Origin of the sequence: Rhodococcus sp. 05-2255-3B1 (assembly GCF_002258545.1) — a bacterium.
Taxonomy (GTDB): Bacteria; Actinomycetota; Actinomycetes; order Mycobacteriales; family Mycobacteriaceae; genus Rhodococcoides.
Genome location: NZ_NOZC01000036.1, coordinates 854,729 through 870,485, shown reverse-complemented (window position 1 = coordinate 870,485; position 15,757 = coordinate 854,729). Strand labels below are relative to the sequence as shown.

Annotated in this window: 13 protein-coding genes; all 13 read left to right on the top strand. The window is 65.6% G+C overall.

The genetic code is table 11. The annotated features are described in order from the left end of the window. Positions 1-52: 52 nt before the first annotated feature. The 13 genes from CH249_RS24885 to hpf all read left to right on the top strand — a co-directional run bounded on the left by CH249_RS24885 (position 53) and on the right by hpf (position 15,557). Positions 53-463 (top strand): DUF3499 domain-containing protein, encoded by a 411-nt coding sequence (locus CH249_RS24885; protein ID WP_176459173.1) that lies wholly within the window; start codon positions 53-55, stop codon positions 461-463. Between the two features lie 196 nt (positions 464-659). Then, positions 660-2,042, top strand: coding sequence for a phosphomannomutase/phosphoglucomutase (locus CH249_RS24880; RefSeq protein ID WP_094648198.1), 1,383 nt, complete (start codon positions 660-662; stop codon positions 2,040-2,042). A 71-nt stretch (positions 2,043-2,113) separates the two neighbouring features. Beyond that, complete coding sequence (locus CH249_RS24875; protein ID WP_032397659.1) at positions 2,114-3,256, top strand: hypothetical protein; 1,143 nt, start codon at positions 2,114-2,116, stop codon at positions 3,254-3,256. Further along, positions 3,256-4,485, top strand: a complete 1,230-nt coding sequence (manA, locus tag CH249_RS24870; RefSeq protein ID WP_082322644.1) for a mannose-6-phosphate isomerase, class I — start codon at positions 3,256-3,258, stop codon at positions 4,483-4,485. The genes CH249_RS24875 and manA overlap by 1 nt, the downstream gene beginning before the upstream one ends. A gap of 150 nt (positions 4,486-4,635) precedes the next feature. Next, positions 4,636-6,153 (top strand): amino acid permease, encoded by a 1,518-nt coding sequence (locus CH249_RS24865; RefSeq protein WP_032398289.1) that lies wholly within the window; start codon positions 4,636-4,638, stop codon positions 6,151-6,153. A gap of 266 nt (positions 6,154-6,419) precedes the next feature. Next, the gene (locus CH249_RS24860; protein ID WP_045199982.1) at positions 6,420-7,523 is read left to right on the top strand and encodes an alkane 1-monooxygenase; all 1,104 of its coding nucleotides are present in this window, start codon (positions 6,420-6,422) and stop codon (positions 7,521-7,523) included. Between the two features lie 121 nt (positions 7,524-7,644). Beyond that, the gene (ahcY, locus tag CH249_RS24855; protein ID WP_032397661.1) at positions 7,645-9,129 is read left to right on the top strand and encodes an adenosylhomocysteinase; all 1,485 of its coding nucleotides are present in this window, start codon (positions 7,645-7,647) and stop codon (positions 9,127-9,129) included. 20 nt (positions 9,130-9,149) lie between these two features. Then, a complete protein-coding gene (locus CH249_RS24850; RefSeq protein WP_094656957.1) occupies positions 9,150-9,815 on the top strand; it encodes a dTMP kinase in 666 nt (221 codons plus the stop codon). A 4-nt stretch (positions 9,816-9,819) separates the two neighbouring features. Beyond that, positions 9,820-10,497 (top strand): MtrAB system response regulator MtrA, encoded by a 678-nt coding sequence (gene mtrA, locus CH249_RS24845; RefSeq protein ID WP_027496508.1) that lies wholly within the window; start codon positions 9,820-9,822, stop codon positions 10,495-10,497. Continuing rightward, positions 10,494-12,179 carry an MtrAB system histidine kinase MtrB gene (mtrB, locus tag CH249_RS24840; RefSeq protein ID WP_094656958.1) on the top strand — a complete coding sequence of 562 codons (1,686 nt, stop codon included), beginning with the start codon at positions 10,494-10,496 and terminating at the stop codon, positions 12,177-12,179. Before mtrA ends, mtrB begins: the two co-directional genes overlap by 4 nt. Positions 12,180-12,214: 35 nt before the next feature. After that, the gene (gene lpqB, locus CH249_RS24835; protein WP_052050429.1) at positions 12,215-13,957 is read left to right on the top strand and encodes an MtrAB system accessory lipoprotein LpqB; all 1,743 of its coding nucleotides are present in this window, start codon (positions 12,215-12,217) and stop codon (positions 13,955-13,957) included. Positions 13,958-14,003: 46 nt separating this feature from the next. Continuing rightward, complete coding sequence (locus tag CH249_RS24830) at positions 14,004-14,687, top strand: ComF family protein (protein ID WP_032397664.1); 684 nt, start codon at positions 14,004-14,006, stop codon at positions 14,685-14,687. A 201-nt stretch (positions 14,688-14,888) separates the two neighbouring features. Beyond that, positions 14,889-15,557, top strand: coding sequence for a ribosome hibernation-promoting factor, HPF/YfiA family (gene hpf, locus CH249_RS24825; RefSeq protein WP_032397665.1), 669 nt, complete (start codon positions 14,889-14,891; stop codon positions 15,555-15,557). Positions 15,558-15,757 lie beyond the last annotated feature (200 nt).

Here is a 15,757-nt window from a genome sequence, read left to right as displayed (position 1 = left end):
GTCCGGTGTGTCGGTCGTTCGGTCGGTTGCACCCACCGGATACTCTGCACTCGTGAGATCACTGCGTGGCTGCTGCAGGCCTGGTTGCAACCGTTCTGCCGTTGCGACGCTCACATACGTCTACTCCGATTCCACCGCGGTCGTCGGACCGCTGGCCACAGTCGACGAACCGCATTCCTGGGATCTGTGCGAGGTGCACGCGTCGACCACCACCGCTCCCAAGGGCTGGGAACTGGTGCGCTACGAAGGCGGCTACTCGACGTCGAGCCCCGACGAGGACGATCTGACGGCCCTCGCCGAAGCCGTACGCGAAGCGGGTCGCGGCGATCGCGTCCGATCCGAGGATCGCGAGAGCTCCGATCGCTCGATCTCCCGGCCGTCCGAGACCGAACGCCGATCCGCTCCGGCCGTCCGAACGGGCAGGCGCGGCCACCTCCGAGTTCTTCCCGACCCCACGTCCTGAGCCGCCCGAGGACACCGAGTGTGGCGTCCGTCGGTCCGACTGGCCGGTCCGTCTGCCGTCTGGCAAGGTTCGGGGAGCAGGACAGAAACGGACCGCAAGGTTCAGCCGATACTTGGTGTGGATCGCACCGCTACCGACGCTCGATTTCCGACGCCGATGTGCGGCGTCGTCGACAACGATCACCAGGAGAATCTTCGTGGCCCGAACCGCAGAATCCGTGAACGCCGTCATCAAGGCCTACGACGTCCGAGGCGTCGTGGGTGAGCAGATCGACGAGGCGTTCGTGCGCGACGTCGGTGCGTCGTTCGCTCGATTGGTTCGTGACGAGGCGGGGGCCGCGCGTTCGGTGGTCATCGGGCACGACATGCGTGATTCGTCGCCCGCACTCTCTCGTGCGTTCGCCGACGGCGTCACCGCTCAGGGGCTCGACGTCGTGCACATCGGCCTGGCGTCGACCGATCAGCTCTACTTTGCCTCGGGCCTGCTCGAATGCCCGGGAGCGATGTTCACCGCCAGCCACAACCCGGCGAAGTACAACGGGATCAAGCTCTGCCGCGCCGGTGCGAAGCCCGTGGGCCAGGACACCGGTCTGGCCACGGTGAAGGCCGAATTGGTGGACGGGGTACCGGAGTTCGACGGCCCCGCCGGGACCGTGACGTCTCGTGACGTGCTGACCGAGTACGCGCAGTTCCTGCGCGAACTGGTCGATCTGTCGGGGATTCGCGCCATGAAGATCGCGGTGGATGCAGGCAACGGCATGGGCGGGCACACCGTGCCCGCCGTGTTCGCGCCGCTGCCGGTGACGATCGAACCGTTGTTCTTCGAACTCGACGGCAGCTTTCCCAATCATGAGGCCAATCCACTCGACCCGGCGAACCTGGTGGACCTGCAGCGATTCGTCGTCGAGACCGGCTCCGAGATCGGCCTTGCCTTCGACGGCGACGCCGATCGGTGCTTCGTCGTCGACGAGAAGGGCGACCCGGTGTCACCGTCGGCGGTGACCTGCCTGGTGGCCGAGCGCGAGCTGGCCAAGGAGCCGGGCGCGGTCGTCATCCACAATCTGATCACCTCCCGTGCGGTACCTGAGCTGGTCGAGAAGCTCGGTGGCACGCCGGTCCGCACCCGCGTCGGCCACTCTTTCATCAAGCAGCAGATGGCCGACACCGGAGCCGTTTTCGGTGGCGAGCACTCGGCGCACTACTACTTCCGTGATTTCTGGGGAGCGGACTCGGGCATGCTCGCTGCGCTGCACGTTCTCGCGGCTTTCGGTGCACAGGATCGCCCCTTGTCGGAGATGATGTCCACCTACGAGACCTACAGCGCGTCGGGAGAGATCAACTCGACGGTCGGTGACGCAGCCGAACGGACCGAGGCCGTGCTCGCGGCGTTCGCCGATCGGACCGCCGGAATCGACCGCCTCGACGGCGTGACGGTCGAGTTGGCCGACGGCGGCTGGTTCAACCTGCGGGCATCCAACACCGAACCCCTGCTTCGACTCAATGTGGAAGCGCGGACCCGCGAAGAAGTCGACGCACTTTCGACGGAGATCTTGAGCATCGTTCGCGCCGGACTGGAATAGTGGTTACCGAGGGCCCGTGAGTGGGTATGCAGACGTTTCGAGCGGGTGAGGTAAGGGGAGGTGTCGCAGCCATGACGGCAGTGTCGTCTCTGGTCGATCTCGACGATTCGGATGCTCTCATCGCAGCCGATCGCGAGGGCTCCTTGCGCAGCGCAGCGCTGGCGGGCGCTCAGGTTCGTGCCGTCGCGACCGCGGTCGACGAGTCGGTCCTCGCCCGGCTGGCCGATCTGCGTCCCCGGAGCGTGGTGATCGTGACCGGCGACGGGCGGAGCAGTCGGGCAGCGTCACTGCTGGTCGCTGCGCTCGGTGACCGCCTCGGCGTCCCCCTCGTGCGAAGCACCGGTACCCCGCCGTGGATCGGCCCACTCGACGTGGTGGTGGTGGCAGGCGACGACGCAGGGGATCCGCGGCTGGCAGAGTCGGTCGACGCGGCATCCCGGCGTGGCGCAGAGGTCGTGGTGGTTGCCCCCGAGGAGGGGCCGCTGCGTGCCGTCCGGGGAGCCAGGGTCATGTGGTTGCCGCCGCGAATCGCGGTTCGTGACCACAACGCACTGATGCGTTACCTCGCGGCGTTCGTCGCGGTACTCGGTGCGGTTGCCGGCGGATCGTGGAAGACGTTGCTGCCCAATTTGTCTCGTCTTGCGGACCTGCTCGACGCGGAGGCGGTGAGGAACAGCCCGTCCAACGAGATGTTCCACAATCCGGCCAAGGCCCTCGCCAGTGGGTTGAACGGTCGACGCGTCGTGCTGACCGGGGGCAGTCCTGCCGCGGTCGAGGTCGCTCGGCACGGCAGCGAGGTGCTGCTGCGCGTGGCGGGTGTCGTCGTCGGTGCGGGGGAATTGGGTGACGTCATTGCCGCATCCATTCGGGCGTCCGTCGTCGAATCATCCGGCACATCACAGACATTCGACTCGTTCTTTCACGACGAGCAGCTCGACGGACCACCGCCTGCGCTGCCGATGCGCGTCGTCGTGGTGGCCTCGGACGTCGATCGTGCGATGACCGAACGACGAATCGCAGGTGTACCGGAGTCGGAAATGTTACTCGCCGATTCCAGCGAGGCGCTGTTCGGTGGCGAGCACGCACGTTCCGAATTCGACGGCCCCCCACCGGTGCGGGATCCGGATAGACTCTCGGTGCTCGACACGATGTCCGTGTTGGCCACGCGGTTGGACACCACTGCCGCGTATCTGCTGTTGATGGGCGGTAGCTAGTGCAGCTCTTGCGAGGCGCGGTTCGGTCCTACGCATGGGGTTCGCGAACCGCTCTGGCTCGAATTCAGGGACGCCCGGTGCCGTCCGATCATCCCGAGGCAGAAATCTGGCTCGGCGCTCATCCGGCCGACTCCGCGCATGTGGTGCACGAGGGCGGCAGCACCCCGCTGCTCACGCTGATCGACGACGATCCGGGTACTCATCTCGGTGGCTCCGCGCAGCAGTACGAGTCACGCCTGCCGTACCTGCTGAAACTGCTTGCCGCGGAAGAGCCCTTGTCTCTGCAGGCGCATCCCAGCAGTGCTCAGGCACGTGAAGGCTTTGCACGCGAGAACGCCGCGGGTGTCCCGATCGACTCTCCGGTACGCAACTACCGGGATCCGAACCACAAGCCCGAACTGATCGTCGCGCTCACGGAATTCGAGGCGTTGGCAGGCTTCCGGCGTCCGACCGAGACCGTCGAACTGCTCGACGCGTTGGCCGTCCCCGCCCTGAGCGGGTATCGAACTCTGCTGGCCGCCCAGCCCGATGCCTCGGGGCTGCGCACCGTGTTCACCTCGTGGATCACGCTGCCCGGGCAGGCACTCGACGACATGTTGCCTGCCGTCGCCCAAGGATGCATCGACTATCTCTCCGGTCCCGCACGCACGGACGGTGGACGATTCGCCGCCGAGGCCAGAACTCTGCTCGAGCTCGGGGAGTCGTATCCCGGTGACGCCGGAGTGCTCGCGGCGCTGCTGCTCAATCGGGTGAACCTGACTCCCGGCCAGGGTCTGTACCTCGACGCCGGAAATCTGCACGCGTACCTGCGCGGCACCGGGGTCGAGATCATGGCGAACTCCGACAACGTGCTCCGCGGCGGACTGACCCCCAAACACGTCGACGTCCCGGAACTGTTGCGGGTGCTCGATTTCGAGCCTGCCGACATCTCGCCCATCACTCCGGGTGTCGACGATCGACCGACCTATCTGTATCCGACGCCTGCACCGGAATTCGCGCTGAGTCGGACTGCGGTTGCGGCGGGGGAGACGGTCGCCGTTCCCGGCTCCGGCCCGAGAATTCTGTTGTGCACGAGTGGCACCGTCGTCGCCGCTACCGCAGACCGACAGTTCGAGCTGACCGTGCCCCAGGGCAGCTCGGCATGGATACCCGCTGCAGACGAATCCGTCACCGTGACCGCCGATTCGGGCGAGGCCGAGGTGTTCGTGGCCTCCGTTGGCCGCCTGTAGATCGCGCGTTCACGGAGCGTCTGCCGATTCGAACCGTGAGATCGGTCCGATGGCGTGCCCGTAGGCAATAGTCTGATGCCACAGTGAATCGTAGTGACGGATGAGTTCGGTGATCCGTCGGTAGATGTGAAGTGGCGATACGGAGACCCGATGACCAGAGCAGACCGGCCCGCGAAGACCCCACGTACGACGGGTTGGTTCCGGACCAAATCGATCGAGCAGTCGATCGAGGACACCGACGAGCCGGACACGAAACTTCGGAAAGAACTCGGATCCTGGGATCTGACCGTGTTCGGCGTCGCCGTCGCCGTCGGTGCCGGCATCTTCACCCTGACCGCGCGGACCGCAGGAAACGTTGCGGGACCGGCTGTGTCGTTGGCCTTCGTGCTCGCGGCGATCGCCTGTGGCCTCGCGGCGCTGTGCTACGCGGAGTTCGCGTCGACGGTGCCCGTGGCGGGAAGTGCGTACACGTTCTCGTACGCGGCGTTCGGCGAGTTCATCGCATGGATCATCGGATGGGATCTGATCCTCGAGTTCGGCCTCGCAGCCGCCGTGGTGGCGAAGGCATGGTCGCTCTATCTGGGCGATCTGCTCGGTACGTCCGCTCCGGTGCTCGAGATCGGTTCTCTGAATTTCGACTGGGGCGCACTGCTGATCGTGGTGGTCCTGACGGTGCTGATCGCGTCGGGTACCAAGTTGTCCTCACGGGTGTCGCTGGTGATCACCGCGGTGAAGGTCATCGTCGTTCTCTTCGTCGTGGTCGTCGGCGCGTTCTACATCAAGGTCGCCAACTACGATCCCTACATTCCGCCGTCGGAGCCTGCGTCGACCGGCGAGGGGCTGCACCAGTCGCTGTTCTCGTTCGTCACCGGTGCCGGCGGCAGCACCTTCGGTTGGTACGGACTGTTGGCTGCGGCGTCACTGGTGTTCTTCGCGTTCATCGGTTTCGACGTGGTCGCCACGACCGCGGAGGAGACCAGGGAACCCCAGAAGGCACTGCCGCGCGGGATTCTCGGATCGCTCGCGATCGTGACCGTGCTCTACGTGGCCGTCACGTTGGTGCTGACCGGAATGGTCAAGTACACCGATCTGGCCGGCGACAGCTCCACGCTGGCGACGGCGTTCGAGCTGAACGGGTTGACCTGGGCCAAGAACATCATCTCGTTCGGTGCCCTCGCCGGTCTCACGACCGTGGTGATGGTGTTGATGCTGGGGCAGACCCGAGTGCTCTTCGCGATGTCGCGCGACGGACTGGTGCCGCGGGGACTGGCACACACCGGAAGCAAGGGCACGCCGGTTCGGACGACGATTCTGGTGGGTGTCATCGTCGGTCTCCTCGCTGCCTTCGTTCCGCTGGGAACGCTGGAGGAGATGGTGAACATCGGCACGCTGTTCGCGTTCGTGCTGGTGTCTGCGGGTGTGCTGGTTCTGCGCCGGACTCGACCCGACCTCGAGCGTGGCTTCCGGGTGCCGTGGGTTCCGTTGGTGCCGATTCTCGCCGTCCTGGCCTGCTTGTGGCTGATGCTCAACCTGTCGGTGGAGACGTGGTTGCGGTTCCTGGTCTGGATGGCCGCAGGCGTCGTGATCTACGTCCTGTACGGCAGGCGTCACTCGGTGATGGGGCTGCGAGAAGCAGGCAAGTCCAGGACCGAGAAGCCCGAGCGCTGACCCATGCAGTGACAGCGCCGGGCGTTCATGACCGCTGACCAGCGATTGTGCGGCGAATTTAGATAGCGTCACATCAGACCGTGGGAATGTTATACCCTCGAAAACAGACTTGGAGGACTCAAAAAGTTCGATGAGAGGGTGTTGCAACAGTGAGTGTGGACGGCCGAATCACTTCTACGGAGGATTCGGGTGTCGCTTTCGGGGGGCGGGATTCGAAGGCCAGTGAACGGTCGGTTCGCTGGCAGGACAACAAACGTTATCTGTGGATGCTGGGGCTGTTGGCCCCGGCGTCGGCGCTACTACCGTCGCAGTTGGTCTACTGGACGGGCATGCCGCTCTTCTGGTGGAGCGGCGTGCTGGTGTTCTTCGTGATCATTCCGGTGATCGATCTGATCGCGGGCGAGGACGGACACAATCCGGATGCGTCGGCCAGCGAAAAATTGCAGAACGATCGGTACTACCGATGGTGTACGTATCTGTTTCTGCCCGTGCAGTTCGTCGGACTCTTCGTCGCCTGCTGGATGTGGGCCTACGGCGATCTGAGCGTGGTGGACAAGATCGGCCTCGCGGTCACGGTGGGCCTGGTGGCAGGCACGGGCATCAACGCCGCTCACGAACTGGGCCATCGCATCGAGCAGCACGAGCGCTGGTTGGCCAAGGTCGCCCTGTCCCAGACGCTGTACGGACACTTCTTCGTCGAACACAATCGCGGTCACCACGTCCGGGTGGCGACGCCGGAGGATCCCGCGAGCGCACGACTGGGCGAGAGTGTGTGGACCTTCGTGCCGCGCAGCACGATCCGCGGCCTTGCCTCCGCCTGGAAGCTCGAGGCGCAACGACTCCGGCGCAAGGGCCGCTCGGTCGCCAGCCCTTCCAACGCGCTGCTGCACACGTGGCTGCTCAGTGTCGTGCTGTTCGGTTCGTTGCTGATCGTGTTCGGCTGGTCCATCGCGCCGTATCTTCTGGTGCAGGCCGTCGTCGGATTCGTCCTGCTCGAGATGGTGAACTACGTGGAGCACTACGCCCTGCTCCGCGAAACGAACGATCGCGGGAAATACGTTCGGTGCTCGCCTCGCCACAGCTGGAACAGCGACAGAATCTGCACCAACATATTTCTGTACCACCTGCAGCGGCACAGCGACCACCATGCCAATCCGGGCAAGCGATATCAGACCCTGCTCTCCTGCGACGAGGCCCCGCAGTTGCCCGCCGGCTATGCGTCGATGGTGATCCTCGCCGCAATTCCGCCGCTGTGGCGTCGGGTGATGGATCCGCGGGTATCGGCGCACTACCAGGGAGATATCGCCCGCGCGAACATCCTGCCCCGAAAACGGGCTCGAATCCTGGCGCGAGCCGGACGAAACGGGTAGAGCGGGTTCTCGACGGTCGGTCGATTCGCCGGTTCCACTCCTGCTCGCTCGGGCAGCCGGTGGTGCCGCCGCGCGGACCCGATAGCCTGGGAACAGATACTCAGTCAACAGGAGAGGCAAGATGACGACCTCAGTTACGTCAGGATCGGCACTCACCGTGGATCGCCGCGGTGGAATCGACTTCAAGGTCGCAGACCTGTCGCTCGCGGAATTCGGCCGCAAGGAAATCCGACTCGCCGAGCACGAGATGCCCGGCTTGATCGCGCTGCGCCGCGAATACGCAGACGTGCAGCCGCTCAAGGGAGCGCGAGTCTCGGGATCGCTGCACATGACCGTGCAGACAGCCGTGCTGATCGAGACCCTGGTTGCACTCGGTGCCGAAGTTCGGTGGGCGTCGTGCAACATCTTCTCCACCCAGGACCACGCGGCAGCAGCCGTCGTCGTCGGGCCCTACGGCACCGTCGAGGAGCCCAAGGGCGTCCCGGTGTTCGCCTGGAAGGGTGAAAGCCTCGAAGAGTACTGGTGGGCGGCCGAGCAGATGCTCACCTGGCCCGAGCAGCCCGCCAACATGATTCTCGACGACGGTGGCGACGCCACGATGCTGGTACTGCGCGGCGCGCAGTTCGAGAAGGCAGGCGTCGTACCGCCGACCGACGACGATCACGATTCGGACGAGTACAAGGTGTTTCTCGGCCTGCTTCGTCGCTCGCTCGAGGCATCGAAGTCCAAGTGGACCGAGGTCGCCGAGTCCGTTCAGGGTGTCACCGAAGAGACCACGACCGGCGTGCTGCGGCTCTACCAGTTCGCGGCCGCCGGAGAGCTCACGTTCCCGGCCATCAACGTCAACGACTCCGTCACCAAGAGCAAGTTCGACAACAAGTACGGCACCCGGCATTCGCTGATCGACGGCATCAACCGCGGCACCGACGTTCTCATCGGCGGCAAGGCCGTTCTGGTCTGTGGCTACGGCGACGTGGGCAAGGGCTGCGCCGAGGCGCTCAAGGGCCAGGGTGCACGTGTGACCGTCACCGAGGCCGACCCGATCAACGCGCTGCAGGCGCTGATGGACGGCTTCGACGTGCGCACGGTCGAGGAGTTCATCGAGCAGGCCGACATCGTGATCACCTCGACGGGCAACCTGTCGATCATCACGTTCGAGCACATGCGCAAGATGAAGCACCAGGCGATCCTGGGCAACATCGGTCACTTCGACAACGAGATCGACATGGCCGGGCTGGAGAAGGCTCCCGATGTCACGCGGATCAACATCAAGCCGCAGGTCGACGAGTACCAGTTCAAGGACGGGCACTCGATCATCGTCCTGTCCGAGGGTCGCTTGCTCAATCTCGGCAACGCCACGGGACACCCGTCGTTCGTCATGAGCAACAGCTTCTCCAACCAGGTCATCGCTCAGATCGAACTGTGGACCAAGCCGGACGAGTACGACAACGAGGTCTACCGCCTGCCCAAGCACCTCGACGAGAAGGTCGCCCGCATCCACGTCGAAGCGCTCGGTGGTTCGATCACCAAGCTCACCAAGGAGCAGGCCGAGTACATCGGCGTCGACGTCGAGGGCCCGTACAAGCCCGAGCACTACCGCTACTGACCGACGGGGCAGGTCCGGGAGTGGGAAAACTGTTCGTCATCGAAGGAGTCGACGGAGCGGGCAAGAACACGCTCGCCCGTCGGCTCGTTTCGGCGTGGGAACGTGACGGCCTGTCGGTCGAGCGCATCGGGTTTCCCCGGTACCACCGATCGATCCACGCCGATCTGGCTGCGGAGGCGTTGCACGGCGAACACGGCGACACCGCAGGCAGTGTGCACGCGATGGCCCTGTTGTTCGCTCTCGATCGCCGGGACGCGGGCGACGAGATCCGAAGGTTGCTCTCGGACAACGACATCGTTCTTCTCGATCGGTACGTGGCATCCAACGCCGCCTACACCGCCGCTCGGCTCGAGCAGTCCGCCGACGGCGAGGCCGTCGAATGGATCAGGTCGCTCGAGTTCGAGCGATTCGCGGTGCCCGTTCCCGATGTCCAGATTCTCCTCGACGTCCCGGTGGCGCTGGCCGCCGAGCGTGCTGCGGCCCGGGAGAGTGCGGACGCCGCTCGCACCCGGGATTCCTATGAGCGCGACAGCTCACTGCAGAGCCGAACCTCGGCTGCGTACAGCACCCTCGCTGCATCGCATTGGGTGTCGCCGTGGCGGGTCGTCACCGCCGACGTCGACCCCGATCGACTCGCCGCCGACATGTTCAATCAGCCATCAGGGGTTCGGAAAGTGACACCATAGGACCATGAAGCCTCGGATTCTGGTTGTGGACGACGATTCGGCTCTGGCGGAGATGCTCACCATCGTGTTGCGCGGTGAGGGATTCGAGCCCTTCGTGGTCGGCGACGGCACCCAAGCTCTGGCTGCCGTACGCGAGAATCGGCCGGACCTGGTGTTGCTCGACCTGATGCTTCCCGGAATGAACGGCATCGACGTCTGCCGCGTCCTTCGTGCCGATTCGGGCGTGCCGATCGTCATGCTGACGGCCAAGACCGACACCGTCGACGTCGTCCTGGGTCTCGAGTCCGGTGCGGACGACTACATCATGAAGCCCTTCAAGCCGAAGGAACTGGTCGCTCGGGTGCGTGCGCGCCTGCGTCGGACCGAGGACGAACCCGCCGAACTGCTGTCCATCGCAGACATCGTCATCGACGTGCCGGCCCACAAGGTCAGTCGCGGCGACGAACTCGTCTCCCTGACGCCCCTCGAGTTCGACCTGCTCGTGGCGCTTGCCCGCAAACCTCGCCAGGTGTTCACTCGAGAGGTGTTGCTCGAACAGGTCTGGGGTTACCGCCACGCGGCCGACACCCGACTGGTCAACGTGCACGTGCAGCGTCTGCGCGCCAAGGTGGAGAAGGACCCGGAGAACCCCGAGGTGGTGTTGACCGTGAGGGGGGTCGGCTACAAGGCCGGACCGCCGTGATCCGTTTCTCCCATTCTCGGCGGCGGATCAACGGCAAGTTCTCACCGGTACTGCGTTGGTTTCGTTCGCTGAGTACGTCGCTCGGCCATGCCTGGCGACGGTCTCTGCAGCTGCGCGTCGTCGTGTCGACGCTCACGCTGTCCCTGGTGGTCATTCTCATCCTCGGTGTGGTGTTGACCAGCCAGATCACCGATCGACTGCTCGAGGCCAAGTTGTCCGCCGCGACCGAGGAGCTCGACCGTTCGCGGACCACCGTCGAGGGCAACCTCGCCGGAGCCGACGATTCGAGCGGGCTCGCGACACGCCTCGAACGGGCCAGGGCGGCACTGACCAACCAGGATCTGGACGCGGCGTCGACCACCGGGTCGGCGGGATCGTTCGATCCGGTCCTGATCGTGGAGGGCGATGCCACCCGAGCGGAGGCGTCCGTCGGTCCGGTCGATCAGATCCCGAACAGCCTGCGCGACTTCGTCAAGAAGGGCCTGATCAGTTCGCAGTACGCCACGGTGACCGACAGCGACGGCGGGTATTCCGGATCGGCGCTGATCATGGGATCGCCCACCGGATCCGACATCTCGGCCCTGCAGCTCTACCTCATCTTTCCGCTGGCCAGCGAGGATCGCACGCTCTCGCTCGTTCGCGGCACGCTGTTCATCGGTGCGGTGGTGCTCCTGGTTCTGCTCGCGGCGATCGCGATGCTCGTCGCGCGGCAGGTGGTTCTGCCCATTCGTTCGGCGTCGAGGATCGCGGTGCGATTCGCCGACGGCAGGCTCAAGGAACGCATGCCGGTCCGCGGCGAGGACGACATGGCCAGACTTGCGATGTCGTTCAACGAGATGGCCGAGAGCCTGTCCAAACAGATCACCCAGCTCGAGGAATTCGGCAATCTCCAGCGCCGATTCACCTCCGACGTCAGCCACGAACTACGCACCCCGCTGACCACCGTTCGGATGGCCGCAGACCTCATTCACGACGCCAGCGACGACCTGGAGCCTGCACTCAAGAGATCGTCGGAGTTGCTGGTCAACGAGCTCGATCGGTTCGAGACCCTCCTCGGTGACCTGCTCGAGATCAGCCGCCACGACGCGGGCGTGGCCGAACTGGCCGCCGAACAGCTCGACCTGCGCATGTGCGCTCGAGCGGCGGTGTCGACCGTGCGACATCTGGCCCGCGAGACCGGCACCGAAGTGATCGTCGACATGCCCGAGACCGCAGTGATCGCCGAGGTCGACCCCCGACGGGTGGAACGAATCCTGCGCAATCTGCTGGCGAACGCACTCGACCACGGCGAGGGCAAGCCGGTCCTGCTGCGGCTGCGCTCGGACGCCGACGCGGCAGCATTCGTGGTGCGCGATCAGGGAGTCGGGCTGCGACCGGGCGAAGAGAAGCTGGTGTTCAACCGGTTCTGGCGCTCGGATCCCTCCCGCGTTCGACGTTCCGGCGGCACCGGCCTGGGGCTGGCCATCAGCGTCGAGGACGCCCGCCTGCACGACGGTAAGCTCGAAGCGTGGGGAGTAGTGGGCGAAGGCGCATGTTTCCGACTCACCCTGCCGCTCGTGCGCGGGCACAAGGTGATCGGGTCCCCACTGCCCCTCAAACCCAGCACCAGAAAATTCGCACAAGGACAACCGATTCCCGCGATCACCGCACCCAAGACATCCGCGTCGGAGCCCGCGACGTGATCTTCTCGTGTCGTCGCAGCACCCGGGTGCTGGCGATGTGCGCGCTCGTCGTCGCCCTCGTGGGCGGCTGCGCCAGCCTGCCCGAATCGTCCAGCCCTCAGGCCATCGGCACCTTGACCGCCGGTGCCGTGCCGACCAGCGCCCCGGCCCCCGAGCCGGGACGCGAGCCCGATCGCCTGCTCGACGACTTCTTCGAGGCCAGCGCGGTCTCGGCCAATAGGCACCAGGCCGCCCGGCAGTTTCTCACCGAGGAGGCGTCGGGAACGTGGGACGACGGCGCACGGACGGTCGTAGCGGACCGGATCGACACCCTGTCCGGTCCACGAACTGCGGACACCGCGCAGTTCACCATCCGCTCGACGACGGCGGGAATGCTGGCCTCCGGCGGCGAGTACCAGGCCGGCTCGGACACGGTCGACGCCGCGATCGAGATGGCCCGAGTGGACGGTCAGTGGCGGATCTCGAAACTGCCGCCGGGCGTCGTCATCGATCGATCCGCATTTCTGAACACCTATCAGCAGCGATCGCTCTACTTCGTGGATCCGCTCGGTGGCGTACTCGTGCCCGACGTGCGGTGGACCAGCGGATCGCAGGACCAGCTCGCCAACCAGCTCGTGCAGCTGCTCATCGACGGCCCCAAGTCGGCGCTGGCGGCCGCGGTGAGCAACGAACTGTCCGACGATGTGAGTATTCGCGGGCCCATCACCAAGGCAGACGGCCAGACCTCGCAGGTGGGGGTGGGACTCGGCGGCATCAAGATCGACTTCGGTGGCCTGCAGAACAAGGGTGACCGCGATCGCGAACTGCTTGCCGCTCAAGTGATCTGGACTCTCGCCTCGGCGGAGGTGGCAGGGCCGTACGTGTTGCTCGCCGACGGTCAACCCATCGACACGACCAAGCCCGACGGGTGGACGACCGCGGGCGTCGACGCGTTCGATCCGCTGGGCGGTACCGACGACAGCATCGGGCTGCACGCACTCGCCTCCGGCACATTGCTCCGCGTCGACGAGGCGGAGACCACCCCCGCTCCCGGGTACTTCGGGCAGGCCCGCAACCTGCGTTCGGTGGCGCTGTCGAACGACGGCACCCTCGTGGCAGGCGTCGCGGACACCGGACGGCCCGCCCCTGCGCCGTCGAGCACGCTCATGGTCGGTAGCTACGACGGTGGCGCGTTCCCCGTGGCCGAGGGGCAATCGATCACGCGTCCCACCTGGGGAGCCGACGACAACGCGGCGTGGGCGGTGATCGACGGCACCAACGTCATCCGGGCCGCCCGCGATCCATCCACCGGTCAGGTGTCGGTGATCCCGGTCGAGGCCACCGCCGTCACGACACTCGGCAATCGGATCACCGAACTGCGACTGGCCCGCGACGGGGTGCGAGCGGCGCTCATCGTCGACGGCGTCGTGTACGTGGCGACGGTGGTGCGCGAGCCCTCGGGCGTGTACTCCCTGACCGAGCCGAGGGCCGTGGCCATCGGACTCGGTAGTGACGCCACGAGTCTGGACTGGAGTACGGGCGACACGATCGTGATCGCACGGGTCGCCACCGATACACCGGTGGTCGAGGTGACCGTCGACGGATCCCGGATGGATCCGCTGCCCTCACGCAACCTGACCACTCCGGTGTTGGCGGTGGACGCCTCGCCGGAAACGGAGTACGTGGCCGACGCGCGGGCCGTGTTCGCGCTCAACAACACCGATCCGGTCGGCGACCGGTACTGGCGCGAGGTCACCGGATTGACCGGAGTCGAAGCGGTGCCGATTCTGCCCGGCTGACGGGGCCGCAGAGGTCTGTCGGTGGGCCCGGGCAGAATCCCCGTCCATGCGATCGCTCCTCGATCTGATTCTGCCTCTCGAGTGTGCCGGGTGCGGTGTGCCGGGGGAGCACTGGTGCCCGGTGTGTTCCCTGGCTCTGTTCGTCCCGCCCATCGCCGTTCGTCCACGAGTCGATCCCGGCGTGCCGTGCTGGTCCCTCGGTACGTACACCGGGCCGCGTCGCAGTGGTGTGATCGCCTTGAAGGAGCGAGGTCGACGGTCGGTGGCCCGGCCCTTCGGGCGAGCGCTCGCCGGGGCCGTGGGACATCTGCGTGACGCAGGTGAGATCGATCCGCCCGAGCTCGGTTCGCTGGTTCTGATCTGCGCGCCCTCTCGGGCTCGGGCGGCGCGCGCTCGCGGGGGTGATCCCGTTCTGCGATGCGCTCGGATCGCTGCCGAACAGTTGGCACCGGAGCGAGTGCTCGTTCCCGAGGTGCTCCGCATGAGCGGCGCGGTCCGCGACTCGGTCGGACTGTCGGCCGGGCAACGGCAGCACAACGTGGCGGGCCGGATCGAGGCCGTCGGGGTGACTCGTCCGCGAACCGGCGCACGTGGGACGAAGTCGGCGGACTTCACCGTTCTGCTCATCGACGACGTCGTCACCACCGGCGCGACCTTGGCCGAATCGGCAAGAGTACTAACCGATTTCGGGGTCCCGGTGGCCGGCGCGCTGGTGGTGGCCAGTGCGTGACGGTGAGGTGGAGGGACACGCCGACAACCAATTCGGGGTGAACGGTGGCACACGAGTCGATGACCGACTAACGTCGCGGACACGCCCCAACTGAACCGGATGTGAGGTGATGCCCCGGACTCGAGATGCCGGAAGGTTCCCCATTCGGCATGCACACTTGCCACGTCCAACAGTGGGCGTGGCCGATATCGGGAGGTACGCGTGACGACCCCTTCACAAGCCTCGGTTTTCTTCGACGAGAAGCCCTCGGAAGAACCCGCCAAGAGCAATGCGGACGTTGTGGTCAAGGGCCGCAACGTCGAGATACCGGATCATTTCCGGATATACGTCTCCGAGAAATTGGCTCGCCTCGAGCGCTTCGATCCCTCCATCTACCTGTTCGACGTCGAACTGCAGCACGAACGAAATCGCCGCCAGGCCAAGGCATGTCAACGTGTGGAGATCACCGCGAAGGGCAAGGGCCCGGTCGTTCGAGCCGAAGCGTGTGCCGACAGTTTCTATGCCGCACTCGAAGCGGTGACGTCGAAACTCGAGAGCAGACTCCGGCGCACCAAGGACCGTCGCAAGGTCCACTACGGCGAGAAGAGACCCGTGTCCGTCGCCGAGGCCACTGCCGAACTCGCCGAGGACGACACGCTGGCCCTCGATCCCGAGATCAAACTCGACTCGTTCGAGGACGACCAGAGCGGTCCCGGGCACATCGTGCGAACCAAGATCCACTCGGCTGCACCGATGAGCGTCGACGACGCGCTGTACGAAATGGAACTCGTCGGTCACGATTTCTTCCTGTTCCACGACAGCGCAACCGATCGTCCCTCGGTCGTGTACCGACGGCACGCCTTCGATTACGGCTTGATCAGACTCACCTGACCGGACCGCTCGAGGCGGCGCGACTCGTTCGCCGTCCGTGAAATCTTTTCACCGCTGCAGGCTCGACACCGGAGACTCGATCCCCACGTCGAGCCTGCAGTGCTGTGTCGGTGTTGTCCGAATGGTCGATCGACGATCTCCGACGACCGACAGTCGGGCTGCCGGGTTCGCAGCGACACCGCCTACCATGGACGCGTTCG